Source organism: Acidobacteriota bacterium, from assembly GCA_016195325.1.
Classification (GTDB): Bacteria; Acidobacteriota; Polarisedimenticolia; order JACPZX01; family JACPZX01; genus JACPZX01.
Genome location: JACPZX010000032.1, coordinates 1 through 17,053, shown reverse-complemented (window position 1 = coordinate 17,053; position 17,053 = coordinate 1). Strand labels below are relative to the sequence as shown.

The 17,053-nt window shown below is 70.6% G+C and carries 18 protein-coding genes; 15 read left to right on the top strand and 3 right to left on the bottom strand.

The window, feature by feature from the left end; translation table 11 throughout:
• Nucleotides 1–22 precede the first annotated feature (22 nt).
• Together HY049_07870 and HY049_07865 are read right to left on the bottom strand one after the other, a co-directional pair.
• Entirely contained in the window at nucleotides 23–508 is a 486-nt protein-coding gene (locus HY049_07870; protein MBI3448816.1) for a TlpA family protein disulfide reductase, read from the bottom strand.
• Nucleotides 505–942 carry a Rieske 2Fe-2S domain-containing protein gene (locus tag HY049_07865; GenBank protein MBI3448815.1) on the bottom strand — a complete coding sequence of 146 codons (438 nt, stop codon included), beginning with the start codon at nucleotides 940–942 and terminating at the stop codon, nucleotides 505–507. The genes HY049_07870 and HY049_07865 overlap by 4 nt, the downstream gene beginning before the upstream one ends.
• 41 nt (nucleotides 943–983) lie before the next feature.
• On the opposite strand from HY049_07865, the gene HY049_07860 reads away from it, so the two are divergent.
• The 11 genes from HY049_07860 to HY049_07810 all read left to right on the top strand — a co-directional run bounded on the left by HY049_07860 (nucleotide 984) and on the right by HY049_07810 (nucleotide 13,880).
• A complete protein-coding gene (locus HY049_07860; protein MBI3448814.1) occupies nucleotides 984–1,454 on the top strand; it encodes a MarR family transcriptional regulator in 471 nt (156 codons plus the stop codon).
• Nucleotides 1,451–1,972, top strand: a complete 522-nt coding sequence (locus HY049_07855; protein ID MBI3448813.1) for an SRPBCC family protein — start codon at nucleotides 1,451–1,453, stop codon at nucleotides 1,970–1,972. Before HY049_07860 ends, HY049_07855 begins: the two co-directional genes overlap by 4 nt.
• Nucleotides 1,973–2,079: 107 nt before the next feature.
• Nucleotides 2,080–2,943: an SDR family oxidoreductase gene (locus HY049_07850; protein MBI3448812.1), complete on the top strand. Its 864-nt coding sequence runs from the start codon at nucleotides 2,080–2,082 to the stop codon at nucleotides 2,941–2,943.
• Nucleotides 2,924–5,356, top strand: a complete 2,433-nt coding sequence (locus HY049_07845) for a penicillin acylase family protein (protein ID MBI3448811.1) — start codon at nucleotides 2,924–2,926, stop codon at nucleotides 5,354–5,356. Before HY049_07850 ends, HY049_07845 begins: the two co-directional genes overlap by 20 nt.
• Nucleotides 5,357–5,487: 131 nt before the next feature.
• Nucleotides 5,488–7,548 carry a M13 family metallopeptidase gene (locus HY049_07840; GenBank protein MBI3448810.1) on the top strand — a complete coding sequence of 687 codons (2,061 nt, stop codon included), beginning with the start codon at nucleotides 5,488–5,490 and terminating at the stop codon, nucleotides 7,546–7,548.
• 328 nt (nucleotides 7,549–7,876) lie between these two features.
• Nucleotides 7,877–8,077 (top strand): hypothetical protein, encoded by a 201-nt coding sequence (locus HY049_07835; GenBank protein ID MBI3448809.1) that lies wholly within the window; start codon nucleotides 7,877–7,879, stop codon nucleotides 8,075–8,077.
• 45 nt (nucleotides 8,078–8,122) lie between these two features.
• Complete coding sequence (locus HY049_07830) at nucleotides 8,123–9,766, top strand: hypothetical protein (protein ID MBI3448808.1); 1,644 nt, start codon at nucleotides 8,123–8,125, stop codon at nucleotides 9,764–9,766.
• Nucleotides 9,759–11,159 (top strand): sigma-54-dependent Fis family transcriptional regulator, encoded by a 1,401-nt coding sequence (locus HY049_07825; protein MBI3448807.1) that lies wholly within the window; start codon nucleotides 9,759–9,761, stop codon nucleotides 11,157–11,159. Before HY049_07830 ends, HY049_07825 begins: the two co-directional genes overlap by 8 nt.
• 34 nt (nucleotides 11,160–11,193) lie before the next feature.
• Nucleotides 11,194–11,736, top strand: a complete 543-nt coding sequence (locus tag HY049_07820) for a DUF1579 family protein (protein ID MBI3448806.1) — start codon at nucleotides 11,194–11,196, stop codon at nucleotides 11,734–11,736.
• 9 nt (nucleotides 11,737–11,745) lie between these two features.
• Nucleotides 11,746–12,807: a DUF1611 domain-containing protein gene (locus HY049_07815; protein MBI3448805.1), complete on the top strand. Its 1,062-nt coding sequence runs from the start codon at nucleotides 11,746–11,748 to the stop codon at nucleotides 12,805–12,807.
• Nucleotides 12,804–13,880, top strand: coding sequence for a dipeptide epimerase (locus tag HY049_07810; protein ID MBI3448804.1), 1,077 nt, complete (start codon nucleotides 12,804–12,806; stop codon nucleotides 13,878–13,880). Before HY049_07815 ends, HY049_07810 begins: the two co-directional genes overlap by 4 nt.
• A 7-nt stretch (nucleotides 13,881–13,887) precedes the next feature.
• On the opposite strand, the gene HY049_07805 is transcribed toward HY049_07810, so the two are convergent.
• A complete protein-coding gene (locus HY049_07805) occupies nucleotides 13,888–14,541 on the bottom strand; it encodes a hypothetical protein (protein ID MBI3448803.1) in 654 nt (217 codons plus the stop codon).
• A 44-nt stretch (nucleotides 14,542–14,585) separates the two neighbouring features.
• Here HY049_07805 and HY049_07800 point away from each other — a divergent pair, with 44 nt between their 5' ends.
• The 4 genes from HY049_07800 to HY049_07785 form a co-directional block, all read left to right on the top strand.
• Nucleotides 14,586–15,323, top strand: coding sequence for a prephenate dehydrogenase (locus HY049_07800; protein MBI3448802.1), 738 nt, complete (start codon nucleotides 14,586–14,588; stop codon nucleotides 15,321–15,323).
• Between the two features lie 5 nt (nucleotides 15,324–15,328).
• The gene (locus tag HY049_07795) at nucleotides 15,329–16,060 is read left to right on the top strand and encodes an ABC transporter ATP-binding protein (protein ID MBI3448801.1); all 732 of its coding nucleotides are present in this window, start codon (nucleotides 15,329–15,331) and stop codon (nucleotides 16,058–16,060) included.
• Nucleotides 16,057–16,821, top strand: a complete 765-nt coding sequence (locus HY049_07790) for an ABC transporter permease (GenBank protein MBI3448800.1) — start codon at nucleotides 16,057–16,059, stop codon at nucleotides 16,819–16,821. The genes HY049_07795 and HY049_07790 overlap by 4 nt, the downstream gene beginning before the upstream one ends.
• A gap of 75 nt (nucleotides 16,822–16,896) precedes the next feature.
• Nucleotides 16,897–17,053: HigA family addiction module antidote protein (locus tag HY049_07785; GenBank protein ID MBI3448799.1), on the top strand; the 157-nt coding region annotated here is incomplete at its 3' end.

The window sequence follows — 17,053 nt, the reverse complement described above, 5'->3', positions numbered from 1 at the left end:
CTCAGGCCGCGTTGCGCGCGGCTCACCCGGGCTTGCTGTCGAGAACGTGCTCCGTGGGCTGAAAGACCTCGGGAGGGGGGGCGCCGACGGAGGCCGCGAGATCCCCGGCCGCCTCGACGAGGAGCTTCCGGCTGAACCCCGCGAAGGCGCGGCGCACCACGGGCGCCCCTCCCCCCGCGGGCGTCTCGACGACGAACACCGACGGGACGATCTGAAGGCCGTAGGCGGTGGAGGCGGCGTAGTCCGGAGCGTCGACCAGGACGGGCATCGTGATCCCGAACGTCTCCGCGAACGCCTTCGTCCGCGCGGCGTCGTCCTGCGCGATCGCCACGATCCGCCCGCCGCGCGGGGCCAGCTCGCGGTGGATCCGCTCGACGAAGGGCATCGTGTACTGGCAGGTCGGGCAGGTGTCCTTGTAGAAGACGACGAGCAGGTGACCGCAACCCTCGGGGATTCCGGGGAGCGAGATCTCGGGCGCCCTCTCTCCGGCCTGCGGGAATCCCGTCATCCTTCCCTCACCTTCCGCGTCAGCGGCGTGTCGGAGACGAAGACGTCCCCGCCGTCCACCTTGACCACGTAGCGATCGATCGTCATCTCGGGAAACTCCGGAGCGTGGCCGCGCGTCACGTCGAACTGCCAGAAATGCCACGGGCACGTGACGTGGCAGCCGTCCAGGAACCCCTCGCCCAGAGGCCCGCCCTGGTGAGGGCAGGTGTTGTCGATGGCGTGGAACCGCCCCGCGACGTTGAAGAGGGCGATCGCCGACTCCCCCACGTGCACGACCGTGCCCGTGCCAGGGGGGAGATCCGCGGCGCGGATCACCTTGTGGAATCGGGCCAACGTGCGCTCCTGAAGTCGTCCGGTCGGGAGCGGAATCCTAGCACAGCGACCCGCCGCGGCGCACCCCGCCGGCCGGCCCGGGCCCCCCGGCGCGGCAGACATTTTGGTTTGACAAAACAAATCAATCGCCGTAGCCTCGGGCCATGATCCGCCGGGCCGTCCGCTGCGTGCTCGATCACTACCCGAAGATCTTCTTCGCCTGCCACCAGCGCCACCGGCGCGATCCGAAGACGCGGCGCGTCCTCAGCGCGCACCAGTCGAGCATCCTCGATCAACTCGACGTCGTCGACGCCACCTGCCTCACCGACCTCGCGCGGCACATGGGGGTGACGCCCGGCACGATGTCCCTCGCGGTCTCGAGGCTGATCCGCCAGGGTTACGTCGTTCGCGCCCGCGCGCGCCACGACGGGCGGCGGCTCGACCTGCGGCTGTCGGCGGCGGGGGTCCGGATGAAGAGCGCGCAGTCGGTCCTCGAGCCCGAGCGCCTGCACGCCGTCCTCAGGCGCCTGACACCGGCGGAGCGCCGCGCCGCGGTGCACGGGCTCGCCCTCCTCGCGCGCGCCGCGCAGGAGGAGATGCACAGTCGAAGCGGCCAGCGAAGGAGGTCGTCATGAAGTGGACTCTCGTTCTCGCCGTCGCGCTTGCGATCCTCGTCGCCCTCGTGGTCGTGACGGGGCTCGCCCTCCCGAAGCGGCACCGCGCCGCGGCTTCCGCGCGCTACCTCAGGCCGCCCGCCGAGGTCTTCGCGGTCGTCACCGACTTCGGCGCCGGCGCGTCGTGGCGCGCCGATCTGAAGTCCGTCGAGCGCGGCCCCGATCAGAACGGGCACCCGGTCTGGATCGAGGTGGGCCGCAACGGCCGCATCCCGATCGAGGTCGTCGAGGTGGCGCCGGCGACGAAGGTCGTGACACGCATCGCCGACCCGTCCCTCCCCTTCAGCGGCACGTGGACCTTCGAGCTCCGCGAGGCGGACGGGGGGACGGCCCTGACGATCACCGAGGACGGGGAGATCCGGAACGTCGTCTTCCGATCCCTGGCGCGATTCGTCTTCGGCTACCACGCGACGATGGAGGGGTACCTCAGGGCCCTCGGCAGGCGGTTCGGCGAGGAGACGTCCCCCGCGCGCGCGTGACGGCGAGGGGCTCCTTGAGGTTGAGGGGCCGCGAGTCGTAAGCTACGCCTTCATCCCGGCAGGCACAGCAGCGCGCACGGCAGTGTGACGAGGCGGAGGAGCGGAGCATGATCCTGATCACCGGCGCCACCGGCAACACGGGAATGGAAGTCGTCCGGCAGGTGACCGCCCGGGGCGGGCGCGTGCGGGCGCTCGTGAGGAGCCCCGAGAAGGCCGTGACGGTCACCGGAGGCGGGGGCATCGAGACGGCCGCCGGGGACCTCGATAATCCGGAGTCGCTCGCCAGGGCGCTCGCGGGCGTCGAGAAGGTCTTCCTCCTCTCGACCGCCGATCCGCGCCAGGTCGAGCTGCAGGGGAACCTCGTCGTCGCCGCGAAGAAGGCGGGGGTGAAGCACATCGTGAAGATGTCGGCCCTCGGCGCCGCGATGAACTCCCCGGTCTCGTTCGGGCGGTGGCACGCCCAGACCGAGAACCAGATCGAGAAGTCCGGGATGGCGTTCACGCACCTGAGGCCGCATTTCTTCATGCAGAACACGCTGATGTTCGCGGCCTCCGTCGCGAAGGACGGGACGATCTACGCCCCGATGGGCGACGGGAAGATCAGCCTGGTCGACACGCGCGACATCGCCGCCGTCGCGGCCGTCGTCCTCACGTCTCCGGGGCACGAGGGGAAGGCGTACGACGTCACGGGCTCGGAGGCGCTCTCGTTCTCGGATCTCGCCGCGAAGATCGGCGCCGCCACGGGCCGCAGCGTCAAGTACGTGGACGTCCCCCCCGCCGCCGCGCGGCAGGCGATGCTCGCCTTGGGGATGAAGGACTGGATGGCCGACGCCATGCTCGCCCTCTACGCGATCTTCGCCGCCGGTCACGCCGCGGCGATCGCCGACAGCGTCCCCCGGATCACCGGACGGCCCGCCCGCTCGTACGACCAGTTCGCGAAGGACTTCGCCCATGTCTTCAAGGGGGCGTGAGGGGCGGCGCTGGCCGAAGAAGCTCCTCGTCGCCGCCGGCGTCCTCGTCGTTCTCGCGCTCGTCCTCGCAGGGGGCGGTCTGCTCTGGCTGCGCGCCCGGCTCAAGAATTCCCTCCCGCATCTCGAGGGAGACGCGTCGATCGCCGGGCTCGCCGCCCCGGCCCGCGTCGATTTCGACGCCCTCGGCGTGCCGTCGATCCACGCGGGGAGCCGGCTCGACGCCGCGGTCGCCCTCGGTTACGTCCACGCGCAGGAGCGCTTCTTCCAGATGGATCTGCTCCGCCGGCGATCCGCCGGCGAGCTGGCGGAGCTTCTCGGCCCCGACCTGCTCCCCGTCGATCGGCGGAGCCGCCTTCACCGCTTCCGCGACGTCGCGCACCGCGCCACCGACAATCTTCCCGCGGGCGACCGGGCGGCGCTCGAATCCTACGCGAAGGGGGTGAACGCGGGGCTCGCGGCGATGGGAGCCGCCCCGTTCGAGTACATGCTGCTCTCGAGCCCCCCGGCGCCCTGGCAGGCAGAGGACTCGCTGCTCGTCCTGCTGTCGATGTACATGGAGCTCAACGACCAGGAGGGAGAGCACGAGGCGGCGCTCGGCCTCCTCAAGGACGTCCTCCCCGGGCCGCTCGACGCCTTCCTCGCCCCGTCCGGGACCGAGTGGGACGCGCCGGTGGAGGGGGCGCCGGTCGCACCAGTGCCTGTGCCGGGCCCGGAGATCCTCGACCTCCGCACGGCGAAAGCGGCCTCCGCCCGGCCGCCCGCCGGAGGGCTCGACGCCGAGGCCTTCGAGCTCCGGAGGGTCGAGGGAAGCAACAACTTCGCCGTCTCGGGGCGCTTCACGGCGAACGGCGGCGCGCTCCTCGCGAACGACATGCACCTCGGCCTCACGGTCCCGAACACCTGGTACCGCGCCGCGATCGCGTGGCCCGACGCGGCGGGGGGGCCGGATCACCGGGCGATCGGCGTGACGCTGCCCGGGGCGCCGATGATCGTCGCCGGGAGCAACACGCACGTCGCGTGGGGATACACGAACTCGTATGGCGACTGGACCGATCTCGTCGTGATCGAGACCGACCCGAAGGATCCAAACGTCTATCGCGCGCCGGACGGTCCCCGGAGGATCGAGACGCACGAGGAAGTCCTGCACGTGCGCGGCGCCGCGGACGAGAAGCTCACCGTGAGGACGACGATCTGGGGGCCCATCCTCGGCGCCGATCACCGCGGCCGGCCGCGCGCCATCCGCTGGATCGCCCACGAGCTCCACGGGATCAACGTCGGCCTGATGGGGATGGAGACGGCCGCGACGATCGAGGAGGCCTTCGACGTCGCCAACCGTTCGGGCGTTCCGCCGCAGAACTGCGTCATCGCCGACGACCGGGGCCGGATCGGCTGGACGATCATGGGGGCGATCCCCCGGCGCGTCGGCTTCGACGGGACGGTCCCCGAATCGTGGGCCGACGGGACCCGGCGGTGGGATGGATGGCTCGATCCCTCGGAGTACCCCCGGATCCTGGACCCCGAGGGGGGACGGATCTGGACCGCGAACGCCCGCGTCGTCGACGGGGAGAAGCTCCGGCGTCTCGGGGACGGCGGCTACGATCTCGGCGCGCGCGCGGGACAGATCCGCGACGACCTTCGAGGGCTGGCGAAGGCGACCCCCGCCGATCTCCTCCGCGTCCAGCTTGACGACCGCGCCGTTCTCCTCGGACGGTGGCGCGACCTCCTCCTCGCCTCCCTGACCCCCGCCACCGTCGCCGCCGACCCGCGCAAGCAGGTGATGAGGTCCGCGGTCGAGTCGTGGGGAGCCCGCGCCTCGGTCGATTCCACGGGCTACCGCATGGTCCGCGCCTTCCGGCAGCTCCTCTCCCGCCAGGTCATGGGAGCGCTCACCGCCCGGTGCCGCAAGGCCGACCCGGCGTTCAGCCCGGGGAGCATCACACAGGCCGAGGGGCCCGTCTGGGCGCTTCTCACCGCGCGGCCGGCGCACCTGCTCGACCCGAAGTTCAGGACGTGGGACGAGCAGATCCTGGCGGCGGTCGACGAGACGCTGGGCTTCTTCAAGGAGGGGGATCTCCTCAGCCACACGTGGGGTGAGCGCAACGTCCTCCGGATGACGCACCCCGTCGTCGGCGGCCTCCCGGTGATCGGCGGCTGGTTCGCGATGCCGGCCGATCCGTTGCCCGGCGACGTGGACATGCCGCGCGTCCAGGGGCCGGACTTCGGCGCCTCCGAGCGCTTCGTCGTCTCGCCGGGCCGCGAGGAGGAGGGGATCTTCCACATGCCGGGAGGTCAGTCCGCGAACCCGCTCTCCCCGCACTTCGGCGACGGGCACGCGGCCTGGGCCCGGGGCGAGCCGACCCCGTTCCTCCCGGGGTCCGCCGTCTCCACCCTGACGCTCAAACCCGCCGTCTAAACATTTCCGCCGCCGACTCGTATACTTCGGCGTTCCGGGATCGGCCGCGCGGGCTGTGGGGTGCGCGGCCGGGCTCGCGCCCCTCGAACCCGAGGGTCCATCCACTTCACCCGTCGAAGGAGAATCATCGCATGCGCCCACGTCATGGAAGAACCCCCCTCGCGCTCGCCGTCGCCGCCGCGCTCCTGTGCGGCGCGACCGCGCTGCGCGCCGACACGGAGACGCAGCCCGGCAGCGGCAAGACGCCGGGCTTCGACCCGCAGGCGATCGACAGGAAGACCGACCCCTGCACCGATTTCTACCAGTACGCGTGCGGGGGCTGGATCGCCGCGAACCCTCCGCGCGCCGACGAGCCGAGATGGGGACGGTTCAACGAGCTGCAGGAGCGGAACGAGTATCTCCTCCGGGAGATCCTCGAGAAGGACTCCGTCGGAGAGCAGGCCGACCGGACCTCCGTCGATCGGATGGTCGGTGACTACTACAGCGCGTGCATGGACGAGAAGACGATCGAGGCGAGGGGAACCGCCCCGCTCAAGGACGAGATGGCGCGCATCGCCGCCGTCGGCTCGAAGGAATCGCTCGCGGCCGAGGTCGCGCACCTCCACGGCATCGGGGTCAACGTCTTCTTCCGGTTCCGCTCGCAGCAGGACTTCAAGGACGCCACCTCCCAGATCGCCGCGGTCGACCAGGGGGGGCTCGGCCTCTTCGATCGCGACCAGTACCTGAAGGACGACCCCAAGTCGGTCGAGATCCGGAAGGCCTACGTGGCCCACGTCCAGAAGATGTTCCAGCTCCTCGGCGACAAGCCCGAGGCGGCGGCCGCCGGCGCGAAGACCGTCATGGACCTCGAGACGGCGCTCGCGAAGGCGTCCCTCGAGCGCGTGAAGCGCCGCGATCCCCAAAACATCTACCACAAGATGTCGAAGAGCGAGATGACGGCGCTCCTGCCGAGCTTCGCGTGGAGCCGTTACTTCGAGGGGGTTCCAGCCCCGGCCGTCGACAGCCTCAACGTCGCGGTCCCCGACTTCCTCAAGGGACTCGAGGCGGTCCTCGCCGCGACCGACATGGAGAGCTTCAAGACGTACCTGCGCTGGCATCTCGTCACGTCGTCCGCGGCGCTCCTCCCGGCGGCCTTCGTCGACGAGAACTTCGAGTTCTTCGGGAAGGCGCTCACGGGAGCGAAGGAGCAGCGCCCCCGCTGGAAGCGCTGCGTCGAGGCGACCGACGGGGATCTGGGCGAGGCGCTCGGGCAGCGCTACGTCGAGCAGAACTTCGGCACGCAGGGGAAGGAGCGGATGAAGGCGATGGTGGCGGGGCTCGAGAAGGCGCTCGAGACCGACATCACCACCCTCCCCTGGATGACCGACGTCACCAAGAAGCAGGCCCTCAACAAGCTCCACGCGATCGCCAACAAGATCGGCTACCCCGACAAGTGGCTCGACTACAGCTCGATCAAGGTCACGCGCGACGACGCCCTCGGGAACGGCGTCCGCGCCAACCTGTTCGAGAACAGGCGGCAGCTCACGAAGATCGGCCAGCCCATCGATCGCAAGGAGTGGCAGATGAGCCCGCCGACCGTCAACGCCTATTACAACCCGCTGATGAACGACATCAACTTCCCGGCGGGGATCCTCCAGCCGCCGTTCTTCGACAACAAGATCGACGACGCGGTGAACTACGGCGCCATCGGCGCGGTCATCGGGCACGAGCTCACGCACGGGTTCGACGATCAGGGGCGGAAGTTCGCGGCCAACGGCGACCTGGCCGACTGGTGGACCGACGCCGACGCGAAGGAGTTCGAGTCGCGCGCCTCGTGCGTCTCCGACGAGTACGGGAGCTTCACGGCCGTCGACGACGTCAAGCTCAACGGGAAGCTGACCCTTGGCGAGAACACCGCCGACAACGGCGGCCTCAGGATCGCCTACATGGCGCTGATGGACACGATCGCCGGGAAGAGCCCGGCGCCGGTCGACGGCTTCTCCCCCGCGCAACGGTTCTTCCTCGGCTGGGGCCAGGTGTGGTGCCAGAACAGCACCGACGAGATGTCGCGCCTCCTCGCACAGGTCGATCCGCACTCGCCGGGGACGTACCGGGTGAACGGCGTCGTGGCCAACATGCCGGAGTTCCAGAAGGCGTTCCAGTGCAAGTCCGGCTCGACGATGGTCAAGACGGATCCCTGCCGCGTCTGGTGATCCGGTCGGCGCTCGGGTAGTCTCGAGGCCGGGAGGCGGCGGTGAGCGCGGCCTCCCGGCCTTTGTCATTCCGGGGGTTCGCATGACCCTTCGTCGTCCTCGAGGCGGGGTTTTTCACGCCACGCTCCTCGGCCTCACGGCCCTGGCGATGTCGGGGTGTCCGAGAACAGAAAACTCCCACCGCAACGACGCACCGGCGACAGCTCAGACTGGCGCTCCCGCCCCGGCTCAGGCTCCAGCCCAGGCTCCCGCTCAGTCTGCGGCTCCAGCTCAGGCTCCGGCTCCAGTTCCCGCTTCCGCTCCGGCGGCGACCCCGTCCGATGCCGAGGTGTTCACGGCGAGCCTCCGCCCGATCCTCGAGGCGAGGTGCCAGCCCTGTCACTTCGAGGGGGGGAAGGTGTACGCGAAGCTCCCGTTCGATCGGCCGGAGACCATGCGGATTCTGGGCGCGAAGATCTTCACGCGGATCACCGACCCGAACGAGAAGGCGATCTTCCAGGCCTTCCTCGATCGCCCCGCGTCGGATTAGCGCCCGCCCCGAGGGGACGCCGGCGCGTGCGGTATAGTTCGCGCCGTGAGTGGCGTCCGCGCGATCCCGGAGGGTCGATCACCGGCGGGGTACCTGTGGCTCGCGATCCCGGCCCTTCTCGCCGTCGTGGCGGTGAACGCCGCGGGGATCTGGGCGATCGCCGTGGCGCGCCGAGGCGTGATCGAGGAGAGCGAAAGGGTCTTCTCCCTCGAGGTGACCGCCCGCGCTCACTCGCTCGAGAGCCTCCTCGCCTCCACCCGCGCCGACCTCGCCTTCCTCGCCGGCTCCCCCGCCCTCTTCAGGCTCGGGGAAGGGCTCCGTTCGAAGGACCCCAGGGAGGCCCGCTGGCGGCGCCTCGGCGCCGAGGGGGCGATCCTGCTCTTTCTTCGCGGCCACGCCGAGATCGCTCATCTCCGCATCCTCGGGGGCGGAGACGACGCCCTCGTCGAGGCGGGACGGCGCGGCGGCGTTCCCGTCCTCTGGCTCGCGCAGGGGCGCGCCGGAGCCCCGGAGAGCGGCGGGGCGTCGCGCGATCGGCCTCGCCTCGGCGGGCGCCTGGACTTCGAGTCGGGCCCCGCCGCCGACCGCGCGATCGTGACGATCGAGGCGGACCTCGAGCCGGCCGCCCTCATCGGCCACGACCGCGCCCCGGAGGCGTCGGCTTCGGCGTGCGATCTCAGGGACGCCGCGGGGGCGATCCTCGCGAGCGACGTGCCGAAGCCGGGCGGCGAGCCGGCGGGGTTCAAGACGAACTCCCAGGTGAAAACCGAGGGGTGGTCGGCCCCCGCGCCGTGGGTGCTCCGCTGCGCTCGCGGGACGGAGCCCGCGGCGGCGCTCCTCGATCCGCTGGCGGCGCGCTACCGGGTCACGCTGATCCTCAACGTGGCGGTGATGGTGCTCGCGCTGATGCTCGGCCTGCTCGCCATCCATCAGGCGCGGAGGCGCGAGACGCTGGAGATCCGGGCGCAGGAGGAGGGGCGGACGCGGGAGCTCGAGCGCCAGCTCTTCCACGCCGAGAGGCTGAGCACCGTCGGCCGCCTCGCGGCGGGGATCGCGCACGAGATCAACAACCCGCTCGAGGGGATGGCGAACTACCTCGGCCTCGCGAAGGACGACCTCTCGCGCGGGGACGCCGCCGCGGCCGAGCGCCGCCTCGGGGGCGTGAGAGAGGGGCTCGAGCGCGCGGCCGGCGTCGTCCGCCAGGTCCTCGCGCACGCCGATCCGGACACGGCCCCGAAGGTGAGCCTCGATCTCCGGCCCGTGGTCGCGCAGGCTCTCGAGTTCGTGCGCACGCGGAAGGAGTTCGCGGCGATCCGGTTCGAGAGCGATCTCGCGGCCGATCCGCTCGACGTGCAGGGAAGCGCGACCATGCTCGGCCAGGTCTTCCTCAACCTCCTCATCAACGCGTGCGAGGCGCAGCCCCGGGGAGGCGAGGTGGTGCTCCGGGCGCGACGCGAGCGCGGCCGGGCCGTCGTCGAGATCGCCGATCGCGGTCCCGGCGTCGCCCCGGAGGACGTGGGACGGATCTTCGAGCCCTTCTTCTCGACGAAGCAGTCGACGGGGCTCGGCCTGTCGATCTGCCACTCCATCGTGAGGCAGCATGGAGGCGAGATCCGCCTCTCCCGGAGGGAGGGCGGCGGAACGGTTTTCAGGATAGAGTTGCCGCCGGGAGGTTCGAGCATTGGTTGAACGGAAGAAGACGCGCGGCAGGATCCTCGTCGTCGAGGACGAAGCGTACGTCCGGGAATCGCTCGGCGAGATCCTCGTCTCGCGCGGATACGACACCACGCTCGCCGCCTCGCTCGACGCGGCGCTCGACGCACTGGCCCGCGCCCCGATCGACGCGGTGCTGACGGATCTGAGAATGCCCGGGGGGGACGGCCTCGAGCTCACGAAGCGCGCCTCGGCGCTCTTCCCCGAGATCCCGATCCTCATCTTCACCGGCTTCGGGACGATCGCGTCGGCGGTGGAGTGCGTGAGGGCGGGGGCGAGCGATTACATCCTGAAGCCCGCCGACCCCGACGCCCTCGACGCGGCGCTGAAGCGAAGCCTCACGACGCGCACGCTGCGCCGCGAGGTGGCCTACCTGCGATCGGCCACGGGCTCCGCGACACCCCCCCAGCCGATCGGCGCGAGCCGGGCGTGGCTCGACGTCATCAAGAAGATCCGCGCGGCCGCGGCGAGCGACGCCACGATCCTCATCCTCGGCGAGTCCGGGACCGGCAAGGAAGTTCTCGCCCGCCTCGCGCACGCACTCAGCCCCAGAGCCGCGGCGCCTTACGTGCGCGTGAATTGCGCTGCGGTGCCGATGGAGATGTGGGAGAGCGAGTTCTTCGGCCACCGCAAGGGTTCGTACACCGGCGCGACGGCGGATCGCGAGGGACGATTCCGTCTCGCGGACCGCGGCACGCTCTTCATGGACGAGATCGGGACGATGCCCCTCGCGGCGCAGGCGAAGATCCTGAGGGTCCTCCAGGACGGCGAGTTCGACCGGCTCGGCGACGAGCAGCCCACGCGCGTCGACGTGCGCGTCATCGCGGCGACGAATAGCGACATCGACGCCGAGGTGGCCGCGGGCCGATTCCGGCAGGATCTGTTCTACCGGATCAACGTCGTCCGGATCGAGGTCCCGACGCTGCGGAACCGCCCCGAGGACATCGCGCTGCTCGCCGCCAAGTTCGCGGGGGACATCGCGAGCCGCCTCGGCCGGCCGGTGCCCATGCTCACAAAGGAGATCCTCGAAGATCTCGCGGCGTACTCCTGGCCGGGGAACGTGCGCGAGCTCCGGAACGTCATCGAGCGCGCGATCATCCTCAGCCCCGGGGACTCGCTCGCGTCGCTCGATCTCCCCCCGGTCGAGAGAATGGGGGTGCGCGCCGCCGACGTCGCCGATCTCACCGGAGCCGCCGAGCTGAATCTCCGCGCGGTGCTGGCGGTGCGGGAGAAGGAGGTCGTCGTCGAGGCGCTGAAACGATCGGCGGGCGTGCGGAAGGAGGCCTCCCGCCTCCTCGGCATCGACCAGCGCAACCTCGGCTACTACCTCAAGAAGCACGGGATCGATCCCGATCGCCCCGACCTGTAGCGCGCCGACACCGCCCACCCACGGAGTGTGAGCCATGAAGAAACAGCGGCTTCTCCTGATCGCCCTCGTCCTCGTCGCCGGTGCCGGTGCCGGCGCGCCCGCCGTCGCCCGCGACGAGCCCCCTCTCGACGGCAGGGGGCGGATCGTGAAGGACGATCTCCTCGACCATCTCGCGGGGAAGTGGGACCTGACCCGGAAGATCCGCGGGAAGTCGGCCCGGAACTCCGTCGATGCCGAGTGGGTGCTGGGCCACCAGTTCCTCGAGATCCACATGACGGACGCCGCGACGCCTCCCGAGTACGAGGCGAAGATCTTCATCGGATACGACAACGCGAGCGAGCGCTACGTCGCCCACTGGATCGACGTCTTCGGCGGCAGGTTCAGCGAGACGCTCGGCTTCGGGCGGCGCGACGGGAACTCGATCCGGTTCGTCTTCGAGTACCCCGACGGCCCATTCCACAACACCTTCCGTTGGGACCCGGCCGCGAACGGGTGGACGTGCCTCCTGGAGCAGAAGGACGGCGCGGGCCGATGGACCGTCTTCGCCGAGGACACGCTGCGGCGTCCGGAAAAGTAAGGGCGCAGCGTGGACGGCGACGCGCTCATCCTCTGCGAGGGGCACTTCGGGAGCACCGACGGCAAGACCGCCCACGGGCTGGTCCGCTTCACGAAGCGCTACCGCGTCCGGGCCGTCATCGACTCGACGCTCGCCGGCCGCGACGCGGGTGAGGCGCTCGACGGTCTCGCCCGGGGGATCCCGATTGTCGCCTCCCTCGAGGAAGGGCTGGGCCTGCCGGGGCCGCCCATCACGCACGTGGTCGTCGGCGTGGCGACCGTCGGCGGCGTCCTCCCGGGCTCGATGCGCCCGGCCCTGGTCGCCGCACTCGGGCGCGGGCTCCACGTCGACTCGGGGCTCCATCAGCTCCTGGGCGACGACGCCGAGCTCGCCGCGATCGCGCGCACCTCGGGGAGCCGCATCCGGGATGTCCGCCGCCCTCCGCCGCGCGCGGAGCTTCACTTCTACTCGGGCGCGATCGCCGAGGTGAAGAGCGTGAAGCTCGCGATTCTCGGGACCGACTGCGCCGTCGGCAAGCGCACCACCTCGTGGCTCCTGGTCCACCAGCTCGAGCGGCTCGGCCTCCGGGCCGAGATGATCGGCACCGGCCAGACGGCCTGGATGCAGGGAGTGCGGCACGGCCTCGTCCTCGACTCCACCGTGAACGATTTCGTCACCGGGGAGATCGAGCACGCCGTCGTCGGCGCCTGGCGCGAGTCGAAGCCGCACGTCGTCGTCGTGGAGGGGCAGGGAACGCTGATCCACCCCGCGTATCCGGGAGGCTTCGAGATCCTCGGCGCCGCCCGCCCCGACGGCGTCATCCTCCAGCACGCGCCGGGGCGGCCCGGGCTCGAGGGGTTTCCGGAGATCCCGCTCGCCGCGCCGGGAAGGCACATCGACGTCATCCGCCTCGTCTCGGGAACGCCGGTCGTCGCGATCACGCTCTCGCGCGAGGGTCTCGACGCCGCAGCGCTTGCGCGGGCCGCCGCGGATCTCTCGAGGGAGTGCGCCCTCCCCGTTCTCGACCCGCTGGCGGACGGCGGGGCGAAGCTCGCGGCGCTCGTCGTCGATCGCTACGGGCTTCGCGCGTGAGGATCGTCGACGTCGAGGTCCGCCCCGTGCGCACGCCGATCACCGTCCCCTACCGGATCGCCGGCCGCACCTTCGACACGGCGGAGATGATCCTCCTCACGATCCGCGACGACGCCGGTCGCGAGGGGTACGGCGCCGCCGCTCCGGTGCCGCCCCTGACCGGAGACGATTTCGACTCGGCGGCGCGCGCCCTCGACGACCGGATCGCACCCGCCGTCCGGGGTCTCGACCCCTCGGATCTCGACGCGGCAATCGCCGCGGCGGCCTCGGCCTCGCCGGAGGCGCGAAGCGCCCTCGCCGCGATCGACATCGCGCTCCACGACCTCCACGCGAAGATCCGCGGCGTCTCTCTCGTGCGCCTCCTCGGCGGCGCGAGGCGGCGGCTCGTCACGTCGATCACGGTGGGCATCGGCGATCCGCGCGGCACCGCCGAGGCGGCCCGCCGCCACGCCGCCCGAGGCTTCCGATCGATCAAGGTGAAGATCGGCGAGAACGCCGAGCAGGATCTCGAGACCCTCGCGCGCGTCCGCGAGGCGGTGGGCCCTGCCGTCGCCATCCGGGTGGACGCGAACCAGGGGTACTCCCCCGGGGAGGCGCTGAAGGTGGCGGCGGCCCTTCCCGCCCTCGGCGTCGAGCTCTTTGAGCAGCCGGTCCCCGCGGGTGATCTGGACGGGATGCGGCGCGTGACCGAGGGTTCGGCGCCGCCGGTTGTGGCGGACGAGGGGGTGAAGACCGCGGCCGATCTCGATCGGCTCACGCGCGCCGGGGCGGCCCGCGGCGCCAACATCAAGCTCATGAAATGCGGCGGCATCGCGGAGGCGCGGCGGATCGACGCGGCCCTCCACCGGGCCGGCTGGCGGGCGCTGGTCGGCTGCATGGACGAGTCGCGCGCGAGCATCGCCGCCGCCGCGCACTTCGCCGCGGCCGCCGACAGCGTCGCGTGGATCGATCTCGACGGCCACCTCGACCTCGCGGCCGATCCGTTCGAGGGAGGCTTCGAGCTCGTCGACGGCGAGATCGTGCTGGGAGACGACCCCGGGATGGGCGTGACGCCCGGGCGCTCGGCCCGCTGACCGGGGGCTATTCCCCCCGCGCGATCCGGCGCGTCCCCAAGGCCAGCGCCGCGGCCCCCATCCCCCATCCGAGCGCGAACAATCCCCATCGGAAGGGGGCCGGCTCCGGTCCCGTGAAGGCGCTCCGGAAATCGAGCGTGAACGAGAGGATGTCGACGAGCCCGCCCGCGATGGCGATCGCCCACAGCCACGCGGGGAACGCCAGCACCGCCCCCCGTGACTTCATCCGCAGCAGGACTCCCGTCCCGGCGAGAATCGTCGTCGCGACGATCACCGGCGCCACCACGGGCGCCACCCACGGCACGGGGATCAGGAACAGGATGTCCCACGTCAGGAGCGATTCCGGCCAACCGATGAAGACCTTCAGCCAGGCGTAGTAGAGGATGTCCCACGCGGCGAACGCGGCGCAGAAGAGGAGGAAGCGCTCCCAGACGTCCGACCCGGAGAGGGCGCCAAGCGCGACGAGCATGAAGATCGTCGCCGCCTCGCGGCCGATCTCGATCGCGGCGAGCGGGCGAGGGATGATGACGATCGGGAACATCGTCCCCGCGGGGTTCGCGATCTCCCTCAGATAGACGACGACCGCCGACTCGACGTAGGCCATCCCGGCGACGAAGACCAGGATCCAGGCCAGCTTCGACGCGAGGGAGCGGCCCCGCATGGCGTGCATCGCGCGCATGGCGGGCGATGATACAATCCGCGGCCGTGAATCTGGGACTCATCGGCTTCGGCCGCTTCGGGCAGTTCGTCGCGAAACACCTGCGCTCCCGCCTCAACCTCGTCGTCTGGGATCTCAAGGACCTGAGGAAGAGGGCGGCCGCCCTCGGTGTGCGCTGGGGAACGATCGAGGAGGCGGCCTCCCAGCCGTTCGTCCTCCTCGCGACGCCGATCTCAGAGCTCCCCGCCTGCCTCGAGAGCCTCGTGCCGCACCTCTCCCCCGGCTCGCTCCTGATGGAGTGCTGCGCGGTGAAGGTGAAGCCCATCGAGTGGCTGCTGAAGGCTGTCCCCGAGGACGTCGAGGTGGTGGGCCTTCACGCCCTCTTCGGGCCGCAGAGCGGCCGCGGCGGCGTCGCGGGGATGACCGTGGCCCTCTGCCCCGCCCGCACGCGGCGCGCGGAGCTGCTGAAGAAATTCCTCGAGGAGGCCGGCCTCGTCGTCCACGTGACGACGCCCGCCGAGCACGATCGCGCGATGGCGGCGACGCAGGCGCTGACGCAGTTCGTCGGCCGCGCCCTCGTCGACATCGGCATCCAGGAAGGGGCGCTCACCACCCCGGCGTACGACCGCCTCGCGCGGATGGTCGAGTTCGTGAGGCATGACTCCCCCGAGTTCTTCCACGACATCCACCAGATGAACCCCTTCGCCGCGGACGAGCGCCGCCGGCTTCTCGAGGCGCTGCTGCGGATCCACCGGGAGCTCGACGCGCCGCCGCGCGGGAAATAGCCCTCGTGACGCCGGCGATCGATGTGGTGAGCCTGGGGAAACGCTATCGCGACGTCGAGGCTCTCAGGGGTGTGAGCCTCACGATCCCGAAGGGGGCCTTCTTCGGCCTCCTCGGCCCGAACGGCGCCGGCAAGAGCACCCTCATCAACATCCTGACCGGCCTCGCCTCGCCGACCTCGGGGAAGGCCTCGGTCCTCGGGCACGACGTCGTGCGCGACTACCGCGCCTCGCGGCGCCAGATCGGCCTCGCCCCCCAGGAGTTCAACTTCGATCGCTTTTTCCCGATCGTCGAGATCCTCGTCTACCAGGGCGGGTACTTCGGCCTCCCGCGTGCCGAGGCCCGCCGCCGCGCCGAGGAGCTCCTCGTCCGCTTCGGGCTCTGGGACAAGCGCCACGAGAAGACGCCGCGCCTCTCGGGCGGCATGAAGCGGCGCCTCCTGATCGCGAAGGCGATGATCCACGATCCGCCAATCCTCATCCTCGACGAGCCGACGGCCGGCGTCGACGTCGAGCTGCGGCGCGATCTGTGGGAGTACTGGACGGAGATCAACGGGCGCGGGAAGACGATCGTCCTCACGACGCACTACCTCGAGGAGGCCGAGGCCCTCTGCCGCACGCTGGCCGTGATCGATCTCGGAACGATCATCACGACCGGCCCCAAGGACGAGGTTATCGCCCAGGCGGGGGGCGATCTCGCGAACTACTTCCTCAAGGAACGCCGGAGCGAGCTGCGGTGAGCGCCTCCACGGGCTTCTTCACTCTCCTGAGGCGCGAGGTGTACCGCTTCCTCGTGCTGCCGAACCAGACCGTCGTCCCCCCCGTGATCAACGCGTTCCTGTACGTCCTCGTCTTCGGGTACGCCATCGGCTCGCGCATCGCCGAGATCGACGGCGTCTCGTACATCACGTACATCTTCCCGGGGCTCGTGATGATGAACGTCATCAACGGCGCCTACGCCAACAACACCACCTCCCTCTTCATCGCGCGGCACGAGCTCTTCATCCAGGATCTCCTCGTCTCCCCCATCTCGTACCTCGAGATGGCCCTCGCCTACACCCTCGGCGGCGCGATCCGCGGCGTGGTCGTGGGGTTGCTCACGCTCGTCCTGGGTTACGCCGCCCTCGGCGTCCACCTCCACCACGTCGCGGCGACGCTCTACTTCATGGTCGTGAGCAGCCTCGCCTGCGCCGCCTTCGGCAACATCGTGGGCCTCTACTCCGAGCGGTGGGATCACGTCGCCATCTACCTGAACTACGTCATCACCCCGCTCGTCTTCCTTGGCGGCGTCTTCTACTCGCTGAAAATGCTCCCTGAGTCCTGGCGCGCCGCGAACCTCGCGAACCCCGTCTTCTACGCGGTGAACGGCTTCCGGTACGGCATCCTCGGCATCACCGACGTCTCCCCCGCCACCTGCGCCCTCGTCGGCGCCGGCCTCTGCGCGCTCCTCTTCGGGACGTCGGTGACGCTTTTCCGGCGGGGGTACAAGCTGAGGGCGTAGGGGCGGTCCTGCTGGGCGAATTCGGAGTTGACGGTCGGGTCGAGATCGTCGACTATCACCGAAGCGAGGTCTGAGATGGCGAGACGAAAGCACACCCCGATCCATCCGGGGGAGATCCTGCTCGAGGAGTTTCTGACGCCGCTGGGCATTTCGCAGTACCGGCTGGCGAAGGACGTCACGGTGCCGGCGCGAAGGATCAACGAGATCGTGCTCGGCAAGCGCTCCATCACGG

Coding starts and splice junctions, on each gene's coding strand:
- HY049_07855 (MBI3448813.1), top strand. CDS start 1,451: ATGAAGTGGACTCTCGTTCTCGCCGTCGCGCTTGCGATCCTCGTCGCC.
- HY049_07850 (MBI3448812.1), top strand. CDS start 2,080: ATGATCCTGATCACCGGCGCCACCGGCAACACGGGAATGGAAGTCGTC.
- HY049_07870 (MBI3448816.1), bottom strand. CDS start 508: ATGACGGGATTCCCGCAGGCCGGAGAGAGGGCGCCCGAGATCTCGCTC.
- HY049_07845 (MBI3448811.1), top strand. CDS start 2,924: ATGTCTTCAAGGGGGCGTGAGGGGCGGCGCTGGCCGAAGAAGCTCCTC.
- HY049_07820 (MBI3448806.1), top strand. CDS start 11,194: ATGAAGAAACAGCGGCTTCTCCTGATCGCCCTCGTCCTCGTCGCCGGT.
- HY049_07865 (MBI3448815.1), bottom strand. CDS start 942: ATGTCTGCCGCGCCGGGGGGCCCGGGCCGGCCGGCGGGGTGCGCCGCG.
- HY049_07860 (MBI3448814.1), top strand. CDS start 984: ATGATCCGCCGGGCCGTCCGCTGCGTGCTCGATCACTACCCGAAGATC.
- HY049_07805 (MBI3448803.1), bottom strand. CDS start 14,541: ATGCGGGGCCGCTCCCTCGCGTCGAAGCTGGCCTGGATCCTGGTCTTC.
- HY049_07840 (MBI3448810.1), top strand. CDS start 5,488: ATGCGCCCACGTCATGGAAGAACCCCCCTCGCGCTCGCCGTCGCCGCC.